This window comes from Halospina sp. K52047b, from assembly GCF_008709855.1.
In the GTDB taxonomy this organism is placed as follows: Bacteria; Pseudomonadota; Gammaproteobacteria; order Pseudomonadales; family Oleiphilaceae; genus Halospina; species Halospina utahensis_B.
Map to the genome: position 1 here is coordinate 63,987 of NZ_VYJH01000012.1, position 16,349 is coordinate 80,335.

Annotated in this window: 16 protein-coding genes; 6 read left to right on the forward strand and 10 right to left on the reverse strand. The window is 63.4% G+C overall.

Annotated features, from left to right (window positions below; translation table 11 throughout):
- Nucleotides 1–36 precede the first annotated feature (36 nt).
- The 7 genes from F3089_RS13490 to ffh form a co-directional block, all read right to left on the reverse strand.
- Complete coding sequence (locus tag F3089_RS13490) at nucleotides 37–768, reverse strand: DsbC family protein (protein ID WP_192497386.1); 732 nt, start codon at nucleotides 766–768, stop codon at nucleotides 37–39.
- Between the two features lie 64 nt (nucleotides 769–832).
- Complete coding sequence (xerD, locus tag F3089_RS13495; protein WP_225741763.1) at nucleotides 833–1,738, reverse strand: site-specific tyrosine recombinase XerD; 906 nt, start codon at nucleotides 1,736–1,738, stop codon at nucleotides 833–835.
- The gene (gene rplS / locus F3089_RS13500) at nucleotides 1,731–2,087 is read right to left on the reverse strand and encodes a 50S ribosomal protein L19 (RefSeq protein WP_095617688.1); all 357 of its coding nucleotides are present in this window, start codon (nucleotides 2,085–2,087) and stop codon (nucleotides 1,731–1,733) included. The genes xerD and rplS overlap by 8 nt, the downstream gene beginning before the upstream one ends.
- 23 nt (nucleotides 2,088–2,110) lie before the next feature.
- Nucleotides 2,111–2,866 (reverse strand): tRNA (guanosine(37)-N1)-methyltransferase TrmD, encoded by a 756-nt coding sequence (gene trmD / locus F3089_RS13505; protein ID WP_151441312.1) that lies wholly within the window; start codon nucleotides 2,864–2,866, stop codon nucleotides 2,111–2,113.
- A 54-nt stretch (nucleotides 2,867–2,920) separates the two neighbouring features.
- Entirely contained in the window at nucleotides 2,921–3,457 is a 537-nt protein-coding gene (gene rimM / locus F3089_RS13510; RefSeq protein ID WP_151441313.1) for a ribosome maturation factor RimM, read from the reverse strand.
- Between the two features lie 13 nt (nucleotides 3,458–3,470).
- On the reverse strand, nucleotides 3,471–3,716 hold the full coding sequence (gene rpsP / locus F3089_RS13515) for a 30S ribosomal protein S16 (RefSeq protein WP_095617685.1): 246 nt from the start codon (nucleotides 3,714–3,716) through the stop codon (nucleotides 3,471–3,473).
- Between the two features lie 146 nt (nucleotides 3,717–3,862).
- Complete coding sequence (gene ffh, locus F3089_RS13520; protein WP_151441314.1) at nucleotides 3,863–5,281, reverse strand: signal recognition particle protein; 1,419 nt, start codon at nucleotides 5,279–5,281, stop codon at nucleotides 3,863–3,865.
- Nucleotides 5,282–5,370: 89 nt separating this feature from the next.
- On the opposite strand from ffh, the gene F3089_RS13525 reads away from it, so the two are divergent.
- The 4 genes from F3089_RS13525 (at nucleotide 5,371) to F3089_RS13540 (ending at nucleotide 10,564) form a co-directional block, all read left to right on the forward strand.
- Nucleotides 5,371–6,165, forward strand: coding sequence for a cytochrome C assembly family protein (locus tag F3089_RS13525; protein WP_151441315.1), 795 nt, complete (start codon nucleotides 5,371–5,373; stop codon nucleotides 6,163–6,165).
- A 30-nt stretch (nucleotides 6,166–6,195) separates the two neighbouring features.
- Nucleotides 6,196–7,503 (forward strand): HlyC/CorC family transporter, encoded by a 1,308-nt coding sequence (locus tag F3089_RS13530; protein ID WP_151441316.1) that lies wholly within the window; start codon nucleotides 6,196–6,198, stop codon nucleotides 7,501–7,503.
- Between the two features lie 83 nt (nucleotides 7,504–7,586).
- Nucleotides 7,587–9,767 (forward strand): DUF1631 domain-containing protein, encoded by a 2,181-nt coding sequence (locus F3089_RS13535; RefSeq protein WP_151441317.1) that lies wholly within the window; start codon nucleotides 7,587–7,589, stop codon nucleotides 9,765–9,767.
- A 29-nt stretch (nucleotides 9,768–9,796) separates the two neighbouring features.
- A complete protein-coding gene (locus tag F3089_RS13540) occupies nucleotides 9,797–10,564 on the forward strand; it encodes an energy transducer TonB family protein (protein WP_151441318.1) in 768 nt (255 codons plus the stop codon).
- A gap of 2 nt (nucleotides 10,565–10,566) precedes the next feature.
- Here F3089_RS13540 and grxD read toward each other — a convergent pair whose 3' ends face one another.
- Nucleotides 10,567–10,905 carry a Grx4 family monothiol glutaredoxin gene (gene grxD, locus F3089_RS13545; RefSeq protein WP_151441319.1) on the reverse strand — a complete coding sequence of 113 codons (339 nt, stop codon included), beginning with the start codon at nucleotides 10,903–10,905 and terminating at the stop codon, nucleotides 10,567–10,569.
- A 214-nt stretch (nucleotides 10,906–11,119) separates the two neighbouring features.
- Between grxD and F3089_RS13550 the strand changes: the two genes are divergently transcribed.
- Both F3089_RS13550 and argF read left to right on the forward strand, forming a co-directional pair.
- Nucleotides 11,120–12,319, forward strand: coding sequence for an aspartate aminotransferase family protein (locus F3089_RS13550; protein WP_151441320.1), 1,200 nt, complete (start codon nucleotides 11,120–11,122; stop codon nucleotides 12,317–12,319).
- A gap of 27 nt (nucleotides 12,320–12,346) precedes the next feature.
- Nucleotides 12,347–13,267, forward strand: coding sequence for an ornithine carbamoyltransferase (gene argF / locus F3089_RS13555; protein ID WP_151441321.1), 921 nt, complete (start codon nucleotides 12,347–12,349; stop codon nucleotides 13,265–13,267).
- Between the two features lie 7 nt (nucleotides 13,268–13,274).
- Here the strand turns inward: argF and glpK are convergent, their stop codons facing one another.
- Together glpK and F3089_RS13565 are read right to left on the reverse strand one after the other, a co-directional pair.
- Nucleotides 13,275–14,756 carry a glycerol kinase GlpK gene (gene glpK, locus F3089_RS13560; protein ID WP_151441322.1) on the reverse strand — a complete coding sequence of 494 codons (1,482 nt, stop codon included), beginning with the start codon at nucleotides 14,754–14,756 and terminating at the stop codon, nucleotides 13,275–13,277.
- Entirely contained in the window at nucleotides 14,753–16,345 is a 1,593-nt protein-coding gene (locus tag F3089_RS13565) for an ATP-binding protein (RefSeq protein WP_151441323.1), read from the reverse strand. The genes glpK and F3089_RS13565 overlap by 4 nt, the downstream gene beginning before the upstream one ends.
- Nucleotides 16,346–16,349 lie beyond the last annotated feature (4 nt).

A 16,349-nucleotide genomic window follows, 5' to 3' on the forward strand; every position in this document is an offset into this window, starting at 1 on the left:
AAAAAAACTCGACAACCTCCCAGCGTTACGGTTACGTCAGCCGTCGAGCCCGAGCTCCCTCGCCAGGACTCTCGGGGGTTTGTAGCCCCGGATCATGCGGCCGGATTCCGTAACCAGCGCCGGTGTTCCGCGGACGCCGAATGCACGCCCCATCCGGAAGTGGGACTGTACCGGTGACTCGCACTGGCCCGCGGATACGGACTCTCCCTGCTTGGCCCGTGTCATGGCGCTGCGGCGATCGTCCGAGCACCAGACCGCATTCAGCTGCCGGGCGCCCTTGCTGCCGGGACCTCCCCGGGGATAGGCCAGATAGTTGACCCGGATACCCAGGTCATTCAGGGCCTCCATGTCACGGTGAAGCTTGCGGCAGTAGCCACAGGTCGTGTCCGTGAACACATAGAGATCGGCCTTGACCCCGCCTTCATCCGGCCCGAAACGGATCATCTCACCGCTGTCCAGCTTCGACAGCGTCTGTCGGCGCTGCCGGGTACGGGTCTGCTCGGTCAGATTGGCGATGCCACCGTCGCCAAGACGCAGCATCTGGCCTGTGAACAGATAGCGGCCATCAGCGGTTGTATAGAGCAGGTTACCGCCACCCTGAACGGCGTACAGGCCCTCACGTTCCGTTTCCCGGATGCTGTCCAAGGGCATGTCAGGGAAGCTCTCTTTCAGGCGCTCGCGGATCCGCTCCTGCGGGGATTCCGCCTGTGCTGCTGTGGTCAGCAGCATGGCAGCGAGCAGCAGAAAAGCGGCTGATAGGCGTCTCATGATCAACTCCGGGTTCACTTTCAATGCTCCGGAGGATACCGGATTTCCGCTGGTCTGTCGTTGATCAGCCCCGGGGATGGTGGGTCTGGTGGAGCTGCTGCAGCCGCTCCCGCGCCACATGGGTATAGATCTGGGTGGTCGACAGATCACTGTGCCCCAGCAGCATCTGGACCACCCGGAGATCCGCGCCATGGTTGAGCAGATGGGTCGCGAAGGCATGGCGCAGGGTATGGGGCGAGAGCGGTTTGTGGATGCCGCCCCGCACGGCGTAGCGCCGGATCCGATACCAGAACGCCTGGCGCGTGAGGTGCCCGCCACGACCTCCGGGAAACAGGGCGTCCGTGCCGGCGCCCCCGGCCAGCTCCGGCCGGGCTTGCTGCAGATACCGGTCAAGCCACTCAAGGGCTTCCTCGCCCATGGGCACCAGGCGCTCCTTGTTGCCCTTGCCCAGAAGCCGAACCACACCCTGGCGCCGGTTCACCTGGGAGAGCCGCAACGCCACCAGCTCCGAGACCCGAAGACCGCAGGCATAGAGCAGTTCCATCATGGCCCTGTCGCGGAGTTCAATGGCTTCCTCCGTGTCAGGCGCATCCAGGAGGGCTTCCACATCCGCCTCTGTCAGAGTATCCGGCAGACGCCGGGCCAGTTTCGGACTGTCCAGACGCAGCGTCGGATCCTCGTCGATCAGGCCTTCACGCAGGAGGTAGCGGTAAAACCGTCTGAGGCAGGAGAGACGCCTGGCCGCCGTACTTGAGCGGGCTCCAGCAGAGAGCACACTGGAGAGGTAGTCCATGAGACAGCTCCGGTCCACGCTGGACAGGTCCTTTTCAGGATACTGCCGGGCGAGCCAGCGTCCGAACTGTCTGAGATCGCTTTCGTAGGAAAGCCGGGAGCGGTCGCTCAGGCCGGATTCCAGCCAGAGCGACTCACTGAATGACGCAACCAGTTGCTCGTTGCGTTCCTCAGCCAAGCTTTTCCTTGATCCGCGCGGCCTTACCGGAGAGCTGACGCAGATGGTACAGCTTCGCCTGGCGCACATCACCGCGACGCTTGACCGAAATGCTGTCAATCAGGCGGGAATGCGTCTGGAAGGTCCGCTCGACACCGATGCCATAGGAGCGCTTGCGTACGGTGAACGAGGAGTTCAGGCCACGGTTGCGCTTACCGATAACCACGCCCTCAAACGCCTGCAGACGCTCGCGGTTGCCCTCGGTTACCCGCACCTGAACGACCACGGTATCACCCGGGCCGAACTCGGGAACGGAGTCCTTGAGCTGCTCGTTTTCAATTTCCTGGATGATACTGTTCTTGCCACTCATCGTTTCGCTCACTCCTGAATGTGTCACCAATCCGACCCGCCATCCGGCCGTTCGTTTTCAATCTCCGCCAGCAGTCGCTGCTCCTCGGCGGTCAGTTCCCGTTCGCGGAGCAGTTCAGGGCGTCTGATCAGGGTCCGCTGCAACGACTGTTTCAGCCGCCAGCGCCGGATCCGCTCGTGATCGCCACCGAGCAGGACCTCCGGCACCCTGGATCCGCGATGCTCCTCCGGGCGCGTGTAATGCGGGCAGTCAAGCAGCCCGTCCGCGAAGGAATCCTCCACGGCGGACTGGCTGTGCCCCAGAACCCCCGGTATCTGGCGGACTACTGCATCCACCAGAACCATGGCCGCGAGCTCGCCGCCACTGAGCACGTAATCGCCGATGGAGATCTCCTCATCCACCCGCGACTCCAGCACGCGCTCATCAATGCCTTCGTAGCGCCCGGACAGCAGTACCAGACCGGGTTCCGCTGCCAGGGACTCGACCATCGCCTGATCAAGCACCCGGCCCTGGGGCGAAAGGCAGATGACCTTCGCCTCCCCGCCGACCCGCTCAACCGCCTCGTCTATGGCGGCCTCCACCGGCTCGGCCTTCATGACCATGCCCGGTCCGCCTCCGTAGGGGCGGTCATCAACCGTACGATGACGGTCGTGAGTAAAGGTCCGGGGGTTGATGCAGTCCAGCACCAGATGCCCTTCGGAAACCGCCCGGCCGCTCACCCCATAGTCGGTGATTGCCCGGAACATTTCCGGAAAAATACTGATGGCCGCAACCCGCAACCCGAGCGCCTCTTGTCTGACCCGTGACCGTTCACCCGGTGCGCGGGCCGTTTCTCAGAATTCCGGATCCCAGTCAGCCTCGAGGACACCGTCCTCCAGGTTCACCGATCGGACAATCTCATCCGGCAGGAAGGGGATCAGCCGCTCCCTGCCATCCATGCTGGCTGCGTCAGCACGCACCACCAGCACGTCATTGGACCCGGTCTCGATCAGGTGGTCCACCACCCCCAGGTCATGCCCTTCATCGGCAGTCCTTACCCGCAGCCCCTGGAGCTGGTACCAGTAGTACTCGCCCTCCCCGAGCGGCGGAAGCTCACTGGTCTCAACACGGATGTCGAGACCGCAGAGGCTGGCCGCCTGATCCCTGTCCTCAATGCCTTCAAGCCTGGCAACCAGTGTCTTGCCATGGGGCTTGCCGGTCACAAGGCGGACCTTGCGGGGCTCGCGGGACGGTGAACGCCCATCCACCAGGGTCCAGTTGCTGTACTGAAAGATATTTTCCCGGGGCTCAGTGTACGAATACACCTTCACCCAGCCCTGCACCCCGTAAACCGAGGTGATCTGGCCCAGTACGGTTTCCCCGACCCCCATGGATACGACTCCCTTACTCGGAAGCCGCCTCTTTCAGCAGGCTGCTCACCCGCTCAGTGGGCTGCGCACCCTGGTCGATCCAGTACTGGGCACGCTCGGTGTCGAGCCGCAGACGCTCTTCGTTGCCGCGCGCCACCGGATTGAAAAAGCCCAGCCGTTCGATGTAGCGGCCATCACGGGGCTTACGGCTGTCCGTGACCTGGACGTGGTAGAACGGGCGCTTCTTGGCGCCGCCTCGTGTCAAACGGATTGTTACCATTTCAACGACTGTCCTGTTGCGTTCGAATAATCAGTTCAGGCAAGCCTGTGCATGCGAACCGGCTGTCACGGGCTCAGTTACGCCCGTGCGAAAGGGCTGGCATTCTACTGTAAAACGCCGGCCCTGAAAAGCATTGATAACGGGCGTCAGCGCCGCCCCATGGGAGGCATGCCACCACCGCCCATACCGCCGGGCCCACCTCCGGGTCCACCGGGACCGCCCTGCCCCATCATACCCTGCATGCCGCGCATCATGTTCTCCATGCCGCCTTTCTTGCCCATCTTCTTCATCATCTTCTGCATCTGCTTGTGCTGCTTGAGCAGGCGGTTGATCTCCTGCATCTGCACACCGGAGCCGGAGGCGATGCGGCGTTTGCGGGAACTGCTGATGACGTCCGGGTAGCGGCGCTCATGCGGAGTCATGGAGGAGATGATCGCCTCCATGCGGCCGATGGACTTATCATTGACCTGCTTTTCCGCCATCTCCTGGTACTGACCCATACCGGGCAGTTTCTCGAGCATGGCGCCCATGCCGCCCATACTCTTCATCTGCTGGAGCTGGTCCCGGAAATCCTCCAGATCGAACTTCTTACCCTTCTTGATCTTCTTGGTGAGCTTCTGGGCCTTCTTCTGGTCGACCTTCTGCTCAGCATCCTCAATCAGGGAGAGCACGTCCCCCATGCCCAGAATGCGCGAAGCGATGCGGTCCGGGTGGAACACCTCAAGCGCGTCGTTCTTTTCGCCCACACCCATGAACTTGATGGGCCGGCCCGTGATATGGCGCACGGAGAGCGCGGCACCACCGCGGGCATCACCATCGGCCTTGGTCAGGATGACGCCACTGAGCGGCAACGCCTCACTGAAGGCCTTCGCGGTGTTGGCCGCGTCCTGGCCACTCATGGCATCCACCACGAACAGCGTCTCGTTGGGCTGGACCGCCTTATTCAGCCGCCCGATCTCGTCCATCATGTCGTTATCGACGTGCAGGCGGCCCGCCGTGTCGACGATCACCACATCGATGAAACGCCGGCGTGCCTCATCCACCGCGTTGTTGGCGATGGTGACCGGATCCTGGTCGGTGCTGCTCGGATAGAAGGTGGCGTCCACCTCACCCGCAAGCGTCTCCAGCTGATTGATGGCCGCCGGACGATAGACGTCGGCGCTGACCACCAGCACTGACTTCTTCTCGCGCTCCTTCAGATAGCGCGCCAGCTTGGCCACACTGGTGGTCTTACCCGCGCCCTGAAGGCCGGCCATCATGATCACCGCCGGGGGCTTGCCGTCGAGCTTCAACGGCTCGGCCGCCCCCATGACGGCTTCCAGTTCACTCTGGACAAGCTTGATGAACGCCTGCCCCGGCGTGAGGCTGCGCATCACCTCCTGGCCCATGGCCTTCTGCCGCACGTTCTCGACGAAGTCCTTGACCACGGGCAGCGCTACGTCCGCCTCGAGCAGCGCCATACGCACTTCGCGCAGGGTTTCACTGATGTTGTTCTCGGTCAGCTTCGCCTGGCCGGAGATCTTCCGGAGGCTTCCAGAGAGCCGATCGGTCAGATTATCAAACATGGACGCCCGCAATTGTCGGTTGATGTTTAACGCCATTATAACCAGACTGAGCGCTTGGAGACGAACCGGAGCCGGTCATACCAACACACATGGGCACGACCATCATCGCCTTCACCGCTGTCATCCTCTACGGTGCGGGAACACTGCTACAGGCACTGCGGATCCGATCAGGCAACCAGCGCGCTGGCTGGCTCGCCCAGTTCACCGGGGTTCTGGCCATTGCCGCCCATCTCAGTTTCGCCCTGCGCTTCATGGTCCTGGAGGGTGGCGTCAACCTCTCCATGCTGGTTGCCGGCACAACCATCGCCGCGCTACTGGCAGCGCTGGTGCTCATCCTGTCCCTGCGCTACCCGGTGCAGCCGCTGCTGCTGATCGCCTACCCAATCGCGCTGCTGAGCATTCTGGTCAAACTTGCTTTCTATACCGGCCCCCGGATCATCGATGATTCCAACCTGGGGGTTCTGCTGCACGTCAGTCTGGCCATCACCGCCTTCAGCCTGCTGGCGCTGGCCGCAATCCAGGCTGTCCTGCTCTATCTCCAGCACCATCACCTCAAGGCCCATCACAGCGGCTTTCTGGTGCGCGCGCTGCCACCGCTGGAGACCATGGAGGCGCTGTTGTTCGGGCTGATCCACACCGGGGTTGCCATCCTCACCCTGGCGATCATCACCGGCGCCATTTTCGTCCAGGACCTCTTCAGCCAGCAGCTGGCCCACAAGACTGTGTTCACCCTGCTGGCCTGGCTGGTATTCGCCGCGCTCATCCTCGGGCACCAGATCCGCGGCTGGCGGGGTGCCGTGGCCAGCCGCTGGACCCTGGCCGGCTGCGTTCTGTTGACCCTGGGCTACTTCGGAAGCCGCCTGGTCATTGACGTCATCCTCTGACGAACACCGTATGGACAGGGACCCTCAGCCTTGAACGAAGCCTCATTAACCACGCTCAGCGCGATCCTGCTCCTGCTGATCATCCTGTCCGCGTTCTTTTCAAGTTCCGAGACCGGCATGATGGCGCTCAACCGTTACCGGCTGCGCCACCTCAGCAAGACCGGCCACCGGGGCGCCCTCCGCGCGGACCGCCTCCTTGCCCGCACGGACCAGCTGATCGGCGTCATCCTGATCGGCAACAACTTTGTGAACATCCTGGCCTCGGCCATCGCCACCCTGATCGCGGTCCGAATCTGGGGTGACGCCGGTGTCGTCATCGCCACCATCGGCCTGACCATCATCATCCTGATCTTCTCGGAAGTGACGCCCAAGACACTGGCAGCCCTGTACCCGGAAAAGATCGCCTTCCCCGCCTCACACGCGCTCGGACCACTGCTGAAACTGCTCTACCCGGTGGTGTGGACCCTCAACCTGATCACCAACAACCTGCTGCGCCTCATGGGGGTGCGCCTGGAAGGCGACCAGGGCAGCGACCACCTGAGCCGGGAGGAACTGCGCACCCTGGTCAATGAGTCCGGCTCGATGCTGCCGGGCCGCCACCAGGATATGCTGCTCAGCATCCTGGACCTGGAAAAGGTCACGGTGAACGACATCATGGTTCCGCGTAACGAGATCGTGGGCATCGATCTGGATGACCCCATGGATGAGATTCTCAGGCTCGTACGCGGCAGCCAGCACACCCGCCTGCCGGTCTACCGCAGCGACATCAACAACACCGTGGGCATTCTTCACCTGCGCAACATCAGCCGCCTGCTGCACACGGATGAGATCAACAAGGCCACGCTGATGCAGCTCTGCCGGGAGCCCTATTTCATCCCGGAAAGCACGCCGCTGCACACCCAGCTGTTCAATTTCCAGAAGGAACGCCGCCGCATCGGTATCGTGGTGGACGAATACGGTGACGTGCTCGGTATCGCCACTCTTGAGGACATTCTCGAGGAGATCGTGGGCGAGTTCACAACCGACTTCGCCTCCAGCAGCAGCCAGGACATTCTGCCCCAGAGCGACGGCACCACCATTGTTGACGGCACCACTCCCATCCGGACCCTGAATCGGGCTCTGAACCTGGACCTGCCCACGGACGGCCCCAAGACCCTCAATGGCCTGATCACGGACTACCTGGAATCCATCCCGGAAAACAACCTCTGCCTGTCGCTGCACGGCATGCGACTGGAAACCCTCCAGATCAAGGACAATGTTATCCGCACGGTCCGCATCCACCCGATTGAGCTCCCCGAGCCTCCCTCCGGACCAGAAAATGAGAAACCGGACAAGTAACACTTTGTTATTATGGTTTAGTGTTTGTACACTGAGTATACATCGCAAGCCCAGTGCGCCATGCGAGCCAGTGGGGACACGCCATGAGCGAACAATCCGGCATTCATCCCGTTCCGCCCGGCCAGGGCCGGCGTAACGGCAGCACCCTTCCCGAAGCGATCCGCCAGGTCCGTGACACGGTAACGCCCGGGCTGTGCGATCTTCTGGGCGGCACACTGGACGCCATTGATGATGCCCTGTTCGAGCTGGCCAACGGCGCACGCAGTAACAACGACCAGAACCGCTACTTCGAGACCATGCGCGAGATCCGCATCAAGCGTAAGGGCATCGAGAAACAATTCCGCGAGGCACTGACCAACCTGTTCCTCAACCCCCCGGGGAGCAACGCCGAGGAAACTCACGACCAGCCACAGAGCGTCGATGCCGACAGCCTGTCACTGGTCGACAACGACGACCTTGAAGAACAGGTTGCCATCAACGCCATGATCACCAAGGCGACGGTCAGCTTCCAGGGCCCCCTGCTCCAGCTCCAGACGCGCCTCACAGCCCTCTATCCCGGCCATGACCGCGAGCATACGGTGAACCCGCTGGCTCCGGAGCACCTGTGCAGCGCGTTCCGTGACGCCTGTTCCGACCTGGATATCCAGATCCGGGAAAGGCTCATCCTGCTCAAACACTTTGACCGGTATCTGCTCGCCAGCCTGGGCATCGTGCTCGATGAGGCCAACCGCATCCTGATCCAGGCCGGGGTGATCCCGGATTTCCGCTACGAGGTCCATACCCGGGGCAGCCAGGATCACCCGGATCCGGAGCGCCCCCGGCATGAAACGGGCGACCGCACGGAACAGGAAGCCAGTGACGAGGCCAGGGAATTCCTGTCGAGCATCAGCTCGCTGCTATCCGGCTACCGTCGCTACAGCACCGATGCCATGGGCAACGCGCCCTCTGACTCCTTCCATATCGTATCCAAAAGGGAATTGTACGATTTGCTTTCAAGAATCCCCCAACCCCAGCCTCGGAGCGACCTGAGCCAGGGCGCCCCGGACCGCCCCGATCTGCGCGGCCTGGTGGGCGAGCTGCTGGAGCGCCAGTCCGAGACGCAGGGTAATCAGGCCGCACTCGAGACCATGGACGAGGACCTGATCAACCTGGTCGCCCTGCTGTTCGAGTTCATCCTCGACGACCGCAACCTCTCACCCCCGATCCAGGCACTGATCAGCCGGCTGCAGATTCCGGTTCTCAAGGTGGTGGTCCGTGACCGCTCCTTCCTCAGCAACCCCTCCCACCCGGCGCGCAAGCTGCTCAACGCCCTGGCGAGGGCAGGCATCGGATGGAACGACCACAGCGAGAAGAACCGGGATCGGCTGTATAACGAGATCCAGCGGGTGGTGCAACGCATCCTGGAGGAATTTGATGGCGACATCGCCCTCTTCGAAACGCTGTACGACGAGTTCGAACAGTTCCTGCAGCGCGAGACCCGCAAGGCGACACTGGTCGAGCAGCGCACGCGGGAATCCGAAAGGGGCCGTATCAAGTCCCGCCGCGCTCAGGAGACGGTCGACCAGGTCCTGCGGGAGCGGCTGGACGGACGGAATGTCCCGGAACACGTACACCAGCTGCTGACCCAGGGCTGGAGCCGGGTCATGTTCCTGGCCTATCTGCGCGATGACAACGAACACCGCTGGGCCCATACCGTCAGGGTTGTGGACGATCTGCTGTGGTGCCTGCGCCCCCAGGCGGAAAGCGATGGCCGTGAGCAGTGGGTGCGCCTTGTTCCCACCCTGATCAAGACCATCAGGGCCGGCCTGGAGGAAGTCTCCTACAATGCCAACCGGCTGGACGAGACCATGACAGGCCTCAAACGGGATCTCACCCAGGCCTTCCGCCGCCAGGCCCTGGCGGAAGCGGCCGAGGACGGCCCGCCCCCGGAACCTGTCGTACAGACCGCGGTCAAGCAGAGCCAGGCGTTCGAGGATGCCGCCATGGCGGAGCACTACGAGAAGCTGGAAACCATCAGCATCGGCGACTGGGTGGAATTTCACCTTGTCAACGGCACCCAATTCCGCTGTAAGCTGTCCGCAGTCATTGAGGATGCCGACAGCTTTGTATTCGTCAACCGCATGGGCCTGAAGGTGGCGGAAAAGAGCCGCGCCGACCTGGCCCACGAGCTCAGGCGCGGGCGTATGACCCTGCTCGAGCAGGGCGCACTGATCGACCGGGCACTGCATGCCGTTGTCGGAGGCCTGAACCGCAAGGCCGGCTAAAGCATGGACGGCCAACGGCCCTGGAGTACATGACAGAGCCCCCGAACCAACAGACCCCTTACCCGCTTGTACTGGCGCTGTCGGTGGCCCTTTTTATCCATGTGGTCCTGGGCACCCTGGTCAATGCGTGGCTTTCCCTGCCGGCTCCAGAAGAGCCCGCGCCGGCTGTCAGCGTACGCATCGCTCCGCCGGGCAGCAGCAACCAGCGGTCACCGGTGCAGCCGGAGTCCCCGCCCCGAACCCGGGACCAGAAGGCCCCGCGCGATGAGGCCCCGGAAACCAGCGCTCCCGAAGCCAACGCCACCACACCGGGCACAACAGACAGGTCCGCGGAGCCGACGGCTTCACCGGCAGGAAAAGCCAACGGAAAGGATGCCCACCGGGAAACCGCTGCCCACCCCGAAGAATCGCCTTCGCCGGACAAGGCGGCCAGTAACGCCGGCCACGATGCCCCGGCCAACGAGGCCGATACGCGCACACCGGTTACCCGGCTCAGCCAGGACGACAGACGGGAGCGCTCAGACTACGAAATCGCACTGTGGGAACAGATTGCCCGGGAAGTGGAATACACGCCGCTTCTGGCGGAACTGGAGGAGCCCAGAGAGGTAGTCCTGGATCTGAGGCTTATGACCAATGGGGCCCTCAGGCGGGCCCGGGTGGGCACACCCTCGGGGATCCCGGAGCTTGATGGGGTGGCGCGGGAAGCCGCCCTGGCGGCAACGCCCTTCCCGGTGCCACCGGAGGGACGCCGCCGCTTCAGTGTCCGGCTCATATTCGAGCCGGCCCGGCCGGAGTGATCTCAGGCGCCGGAATTATCCTCGGTTGCCTCGGCGGCACTGTCCACCACTTCCTGGAGCTCACCGCTTTCGTGCATCTCCAGGATGATGTCGCAGCCACCGACCAGCTCACCGTTCACGTACAGCTGCGGGTAGGTCGGCCAGTTGGAATAGACCTTGAGCCCTTCGCGCAGCTCGTCGTTATCGAGAATATTCACGTAGGCGAAACGCTGGCCACAGGCCATGAGAGCCTGGACCGTCTTGGCGGAAAACCCGCACTGGGGCGCCTGGGGCGTTCCCTTCATATACAGCAGGATGGGGTTTTCACTGAGTTGTTGCTTGATGGTGTCGTTGATGTCCATTGATCCTCCAGCTGGAACACGCTGATCGTTATCGGGCTTCATTCTACAGGACATACCCATACCTGACCATTGTACTGGGTTATTCGCTACAGCCTTCCGGCGAAGCGTGCAGCCACCGGCCCGGTTTGCCAGCCCCCGAGTTTAACGCTAGTATTGGCTTCACACGGAGGCAGCTTTGAAGGCTGCCTTTTTTGTTTCAGTGAGGCCCTCTGCCATGGCGAACCAGCCATTGCTCAACACTTACGGTCGCCTGCCCGTCGTCTTTGAACACGGTCGCGGGATGTGGCTCTATGATACCGAGGGCCAGCGCTACCTGGACACCTTCACAGGTATCGCCGTATGCGGCCTGGGGCACAGCCATCCCGGCGTGGCGGGCGCCATAAGCCAACAGGCGGAACGCCTGACCCACTGTTCAAACCTGTTCCACTGCAAGCTCCAGCAGGAGCTGGCGCACCGTGTCTGCAGCCTTACCGGCATGGACGGTGCCTTCTTCGCCAACTCCGGCGCTGAGGTCAACGAGACGGCCATCAAGCTGGCACGCCATTACGGCCACCAGCGCGGCGTGACCAACCCCAGCATCATTGTGATGGAAAACGCCTTTCACGGGCGTACCCTCGCGACCCTGACAGCCACCGGTAACCGCCGCGTCCAGGCCGGCTTCGAGCCACTGGTCAGCGGCTTCGTGCGCGCCCCTTTCAATGATCTGGCAGCAATCGAGGCCATTGCAGAGGCCAACCATGATGTCGTCGCCATTCTGGTCGAGCCCGTTCAGGGCGAAGGCGGCGTGACCATTCCGGACCCGGACTACCTGCCCGGACTCCGTGACATCTGTGACCGCAACAACTGGCTGCTGATGCTGGACGAAGTCCAGACCGGCAACGCCCGCACCGGCACCTACCTGGCCTGCCAGCAGGCAGGGGTTGAGCCGGATGTGGTCACACTGGCCAAGGGCTTTGGCAACGGTTACCCGATCGGCGCCTGTCTGGCCCGGGGCGACGCCGCCCGGGTTTTCGGCCCCGGCAGCCACGGCTCCACCTTCGGTGGCAACCCCCTGGGCTGTGCCGCCGCCCTCGCCGTGCTGGATGCGATTGAACAGGATGCGCTCACGGATCGCGCCCGCGTTCTGGGTCAGCGGCTGCTCGACCGTTTCCGGGAACACCTGGAAGGAGCGGAATACATACACGACATCCGGGGCCAGGGACTGATGCTGGGCATTGAGCTCACCGAACCCTGCTCGGAACTGGTGCTGCTGGCCAAAGTCCAGGGCATCCTGCTCAACATCACCCGGGAGCGGGTGATCCGGCTGCTGCCACCACTGACCATGACCGACGACGAAGCGGATTACCTGGCGGACCAGGTCATCCGGATCATCAAGCTGTACGCCGCCGATGACCGTGACCGCCCGCGCCAGTAACGCTGCCTGCTATAAAGGGAAAACAGCATGACCGTCCGACACTTCCTGACACTGCTGGATCTGGACAACGATGAACTGACGCGTGTACTGGATCACGCCTCGGCCCTGCGCCGGGAGCGTGACCAGGGCATCCACCGGGACACCCTGCACAACCGCAGTCTGGGGATGATTTTCGAGAAATCCTCCACCCGGACCCGTGTCTCCTTCGAAGCGGGCATGACCCAGCTCGGCGGAGGTTCCATCTTCCTCTCGCCCCGGGATACCCAGCTGGGCCGCGGTGAGCCCGTGGAGGACAGCGCCCGTGTGATCTCGCGCATGGTGGATGCGGTCATGATCCGCACCTTCAGTCACGAGACGCTCGAGCGCTTTGCCACCTTCTCCCGTACGCCGGTCATCAACGCGCTGACCGACGATTTCCATCCCTGTCAGCTCCTGGCGGACATGCAGACATGGCGCGAGCACCGGGGCTCCATCCAGGGCGCAAAAGTCGTCTGGGTAGGCGATGGCAACAACATGTGCAACTCCTACATCAACGCGGCACTGCAGTTCGATTTCGAGCTGGTGGTGGCCTGCCCGGAGGGCTATGAGCCCAACAGCGCCCTGGTGGCAGCCAACCAGGACCGGGTGCGGATCGTGAACGACCCGCAAGAGGCCGTACGCGACGCCAACCTGGTAGTGACCGACGTCTGGGCCTCCATGGGCCAGGAAGAGGAACAGCAGAAACGCATCAGGGACTTCAGCAGCTACCAGGTGTCACCGGAGCTGATGGAGCACGCCGACCGGGATGCGCTCTTCATGCACTGCCTGCCGGCCCACCGTGGCGAGGAGATCTCGGAACACATGCTGGAGCACCGCAGCAGCGTGGTCTGGGACGAGGCGGAAAACCGGCTGCATGCCCAGAAGGCACTGCTTGAGGGGCTGATCCTCGGCTTCGACCGGCTCGACTGAGCACCACTCAGCGCGAGCGCGTCACCTTCTCAACCGCATCCAGCCAGCCCTGGTAGGCGCGCTCACGCACCGCCGGGGCCATGGCCGGTTCGAACCGGCGGTCCACATGCCAGCGCTCGCGGATGCGGTCCAGCCCGTCGTACACACCGGTCTGGAGCCCGGCCAGACAGGCCGCGCCCAGCGCCGTGGTTTCGGTGATCGCGGGCCGGTCCACAGCCACGTTGAGGATATCGGCCAGGAACTGCATCAACCAGTTGTTCACCACCATGCCCCCATCCACGCGCAGCTCCTCCAACGGCGCGCCGTCGTTCTGGATGGCCCGGACCAGGTCCTTGGTCTGGTAGCACACCGACTGCAGGCCGGCGGTCACGATGTCCTCGATGCCCGTATCCCGGGTCAGCCCCAGAATGGCGCCGCGGGCGTGGGGATCCCAGTAGGGCGCGCCCAGCCCGGTGAAGGCGGGCACCAGGTAGACCGGGTTCTCCACGCCCACGGATTCCGCCATGGGTTCGCACTCGTCCGCACTCTGGATCAGCTTGATGCCATCCCGCAGCCACTGGATGGCCGCACCGGCCACAAAGATACTGCCCTCCATGGCATAGGTGGTCTGCCCTTCCAGCCGGTAGCCGACGGTCGTCAGAAGCCGGTTCTCGGAACGGATCGCCTCGCTGCCGGTATTGAGCATCAGGAAACAGCCGGTGCCGTAGGTGCTCTTGGCCATACCGCGCTCAAAGCAGGTCTGGCCGAAGAGTGAGGCCTGCTGGTCCCCGGCGATGCCGCCCACCGTCACCGCCTCGCCCAGCACCTGTGGATCCGTCCGCCCGAAGTCCGAGGCGCTGTCCTGTACGTCCGGCAGCAGCGCGGCGGGGATGCGGAAAAGCTCCAGGAGACGCTCATCCCATTTCTGCTCGTGGATGTTGAAAAGCGCCGTGCGCGAGGCATTGGTGGCATCAGTGGCGTGCACACGGCCACTGGTCAGCTTCCAGAGAACCCAGGTGTCGATGGTGCCGAACGCCAGTTCACCGCGTTCAGCCCGCGTCCGCGCCCCCTCCACATGATCCAGGATCCAGCCCAGCTTGGTGGCCGAGAAATAGGGATCCATCAGAAGACCAGTCCGTTCCACCAGCGTGGATTCCCAGCCCTGGCGTTTGAGGGTCTCGCACTGGGGCGTGGTGCGACGGTCCTGCCAGACAATGGCGCGATGGATGGGCTCGCCTGTGGCCCTGTCCCAGACGATGGTGGTCTCGCGCTGGTTGGTGATGCCGATACCGGCGACCTCACGGGCCGTAATGCCCTCCTGCTGCAGCACTTCCAGGCAGGCCCTGTGGGTGGTATTCCAGATCTCCATCGGATCGTGCTCCACCCAGCCGTCTCCAGGATAGAACTGCTGGAATTCATGCTGGGCGATCTGGCGGGGCTGACCATCCTCATCGAACAGGATAGCCCGCGAGCTGGTGGTGCCCTGGTCAATGGCAAGTATTCGGGTCATGACGGATCCTCCGTGCGCGCGCTGCCCTCATGCTGATCCCGGGGCTGATGACGGGGCCAGACCAGCGTGAAGCAGGCCCCGCCCAGGGTCTCCGAACGCCCCACGAACGCCTGGCCACCGTGCCAGTACAGGATGCGCCGGACAATCGACAGGCCCAGACCATAACCCCCGGAGCTGCGCGTGCGACTGTCATCCAGCCGGGCAAAGGCGGTGAACACCTTGTCCCAGTCCTCCTCGGGAATGCCCTTGCCGTCATCCTGGACATCAATACGCATGGTCTGGTCATCGAAATGGCAGGCCACCAGAACCCGCTCACTGGCGTAGCGGGCGGCATTGCCCACCAGGTTCTGGATGGCCCTGTGTATGTAGCGGGGTTCCGCATCCGCCTCCGCGTGGGACCGCGAATCCCCTGGAATATCGGACTCGATGCGCAGCTCTGGACGGATACTCTGCTGTTCCTCGATCACCTGATCCACGACGTCAGCAATATCGAGCCGCTGCACCGCCATGATGGGACCGCCCTGCTCCAGGCGGGCATAGGTCAGGATCTCATCAATGAGCTCGTCCAGCTCCTGGATATCCCCGTCTATGGCGCCCAGCTGAGAGCGCAGCATCTCAGGGTCCTCACAGTCCTCGATCATCTGGACCCCGAAGCGGATCCGGGCCACGGGCGTGCGCAGTTCATGGGAGACGCCGTGGATCATTTCACTCTGGACGCTGACCAGCCGCTGGATATGCTCCGCCATGCGGTTGAAGGCACCCGCCAGCCGCCTGCCCATGTAATCGCCTTCCTCACTGACGCGGGCGTCCAGTTCACCACGGGCGATACGCGACACCGCCCCTTCAATGCCACGCAGACGCCGGTGCAGACCAGCCAGAAGGAAATAGACCACCGCCCCCAGAACCGCGGCCACCAGCCCTGCCAGCACCAGTGCCAAGGACCAGGACCAGTAACGGAACGGCGGCGGATGGGCGATCGAGACCAGGGTGCCGTCACCCAGCGCTGCGTAGCTGTAAGCGGGCTCACGGGGATGGGGCTGATGGTAGACAATGCCACCGCGGGCAATCCGGTCCAGCGCCGATGGCCCCGGCAGCTGCTCAGGAGTCTCCAGCGGGGTTGCGTGCACACCCAGAGCGGCCCCCATCGCGACGGGGTCTGAACCGCGTGAGCGCGCCGCCACATGCACCAGCGTGCTGGCCGCCAGTTCCGCCACATGCCGGTACGGGTCCTCGGCGCGCAGCTCCAACACCCCGGCATTCGGGGCCAGACGGTAGAAATAGACCGCGTCCCCCCGACGCTGGGCCAGCACCTGCCCGTACTCAAGGCGCTCCCGGGCCACGTCGTTCAGGGAGACCGCCTGCCTGGGCAGCAGGCGCAATCGGGAAGAGTCCGTTCTGGCGTTGACGGGATCAACCGACCGGGGATGCTGGGCGAGCCAGTCCAGAACCGGCTGGGGATGGTGTTCGAGAAACGCCTGCTTCCGCACACCGTTGATGGTCACCACCAATGCGGCACCCACCAGGGTGACGCCGAGCGCCACCAGGATCAGAGCACCGTAGACGCGGAGGTAGTAGCGCCCCAGAGACATTGAT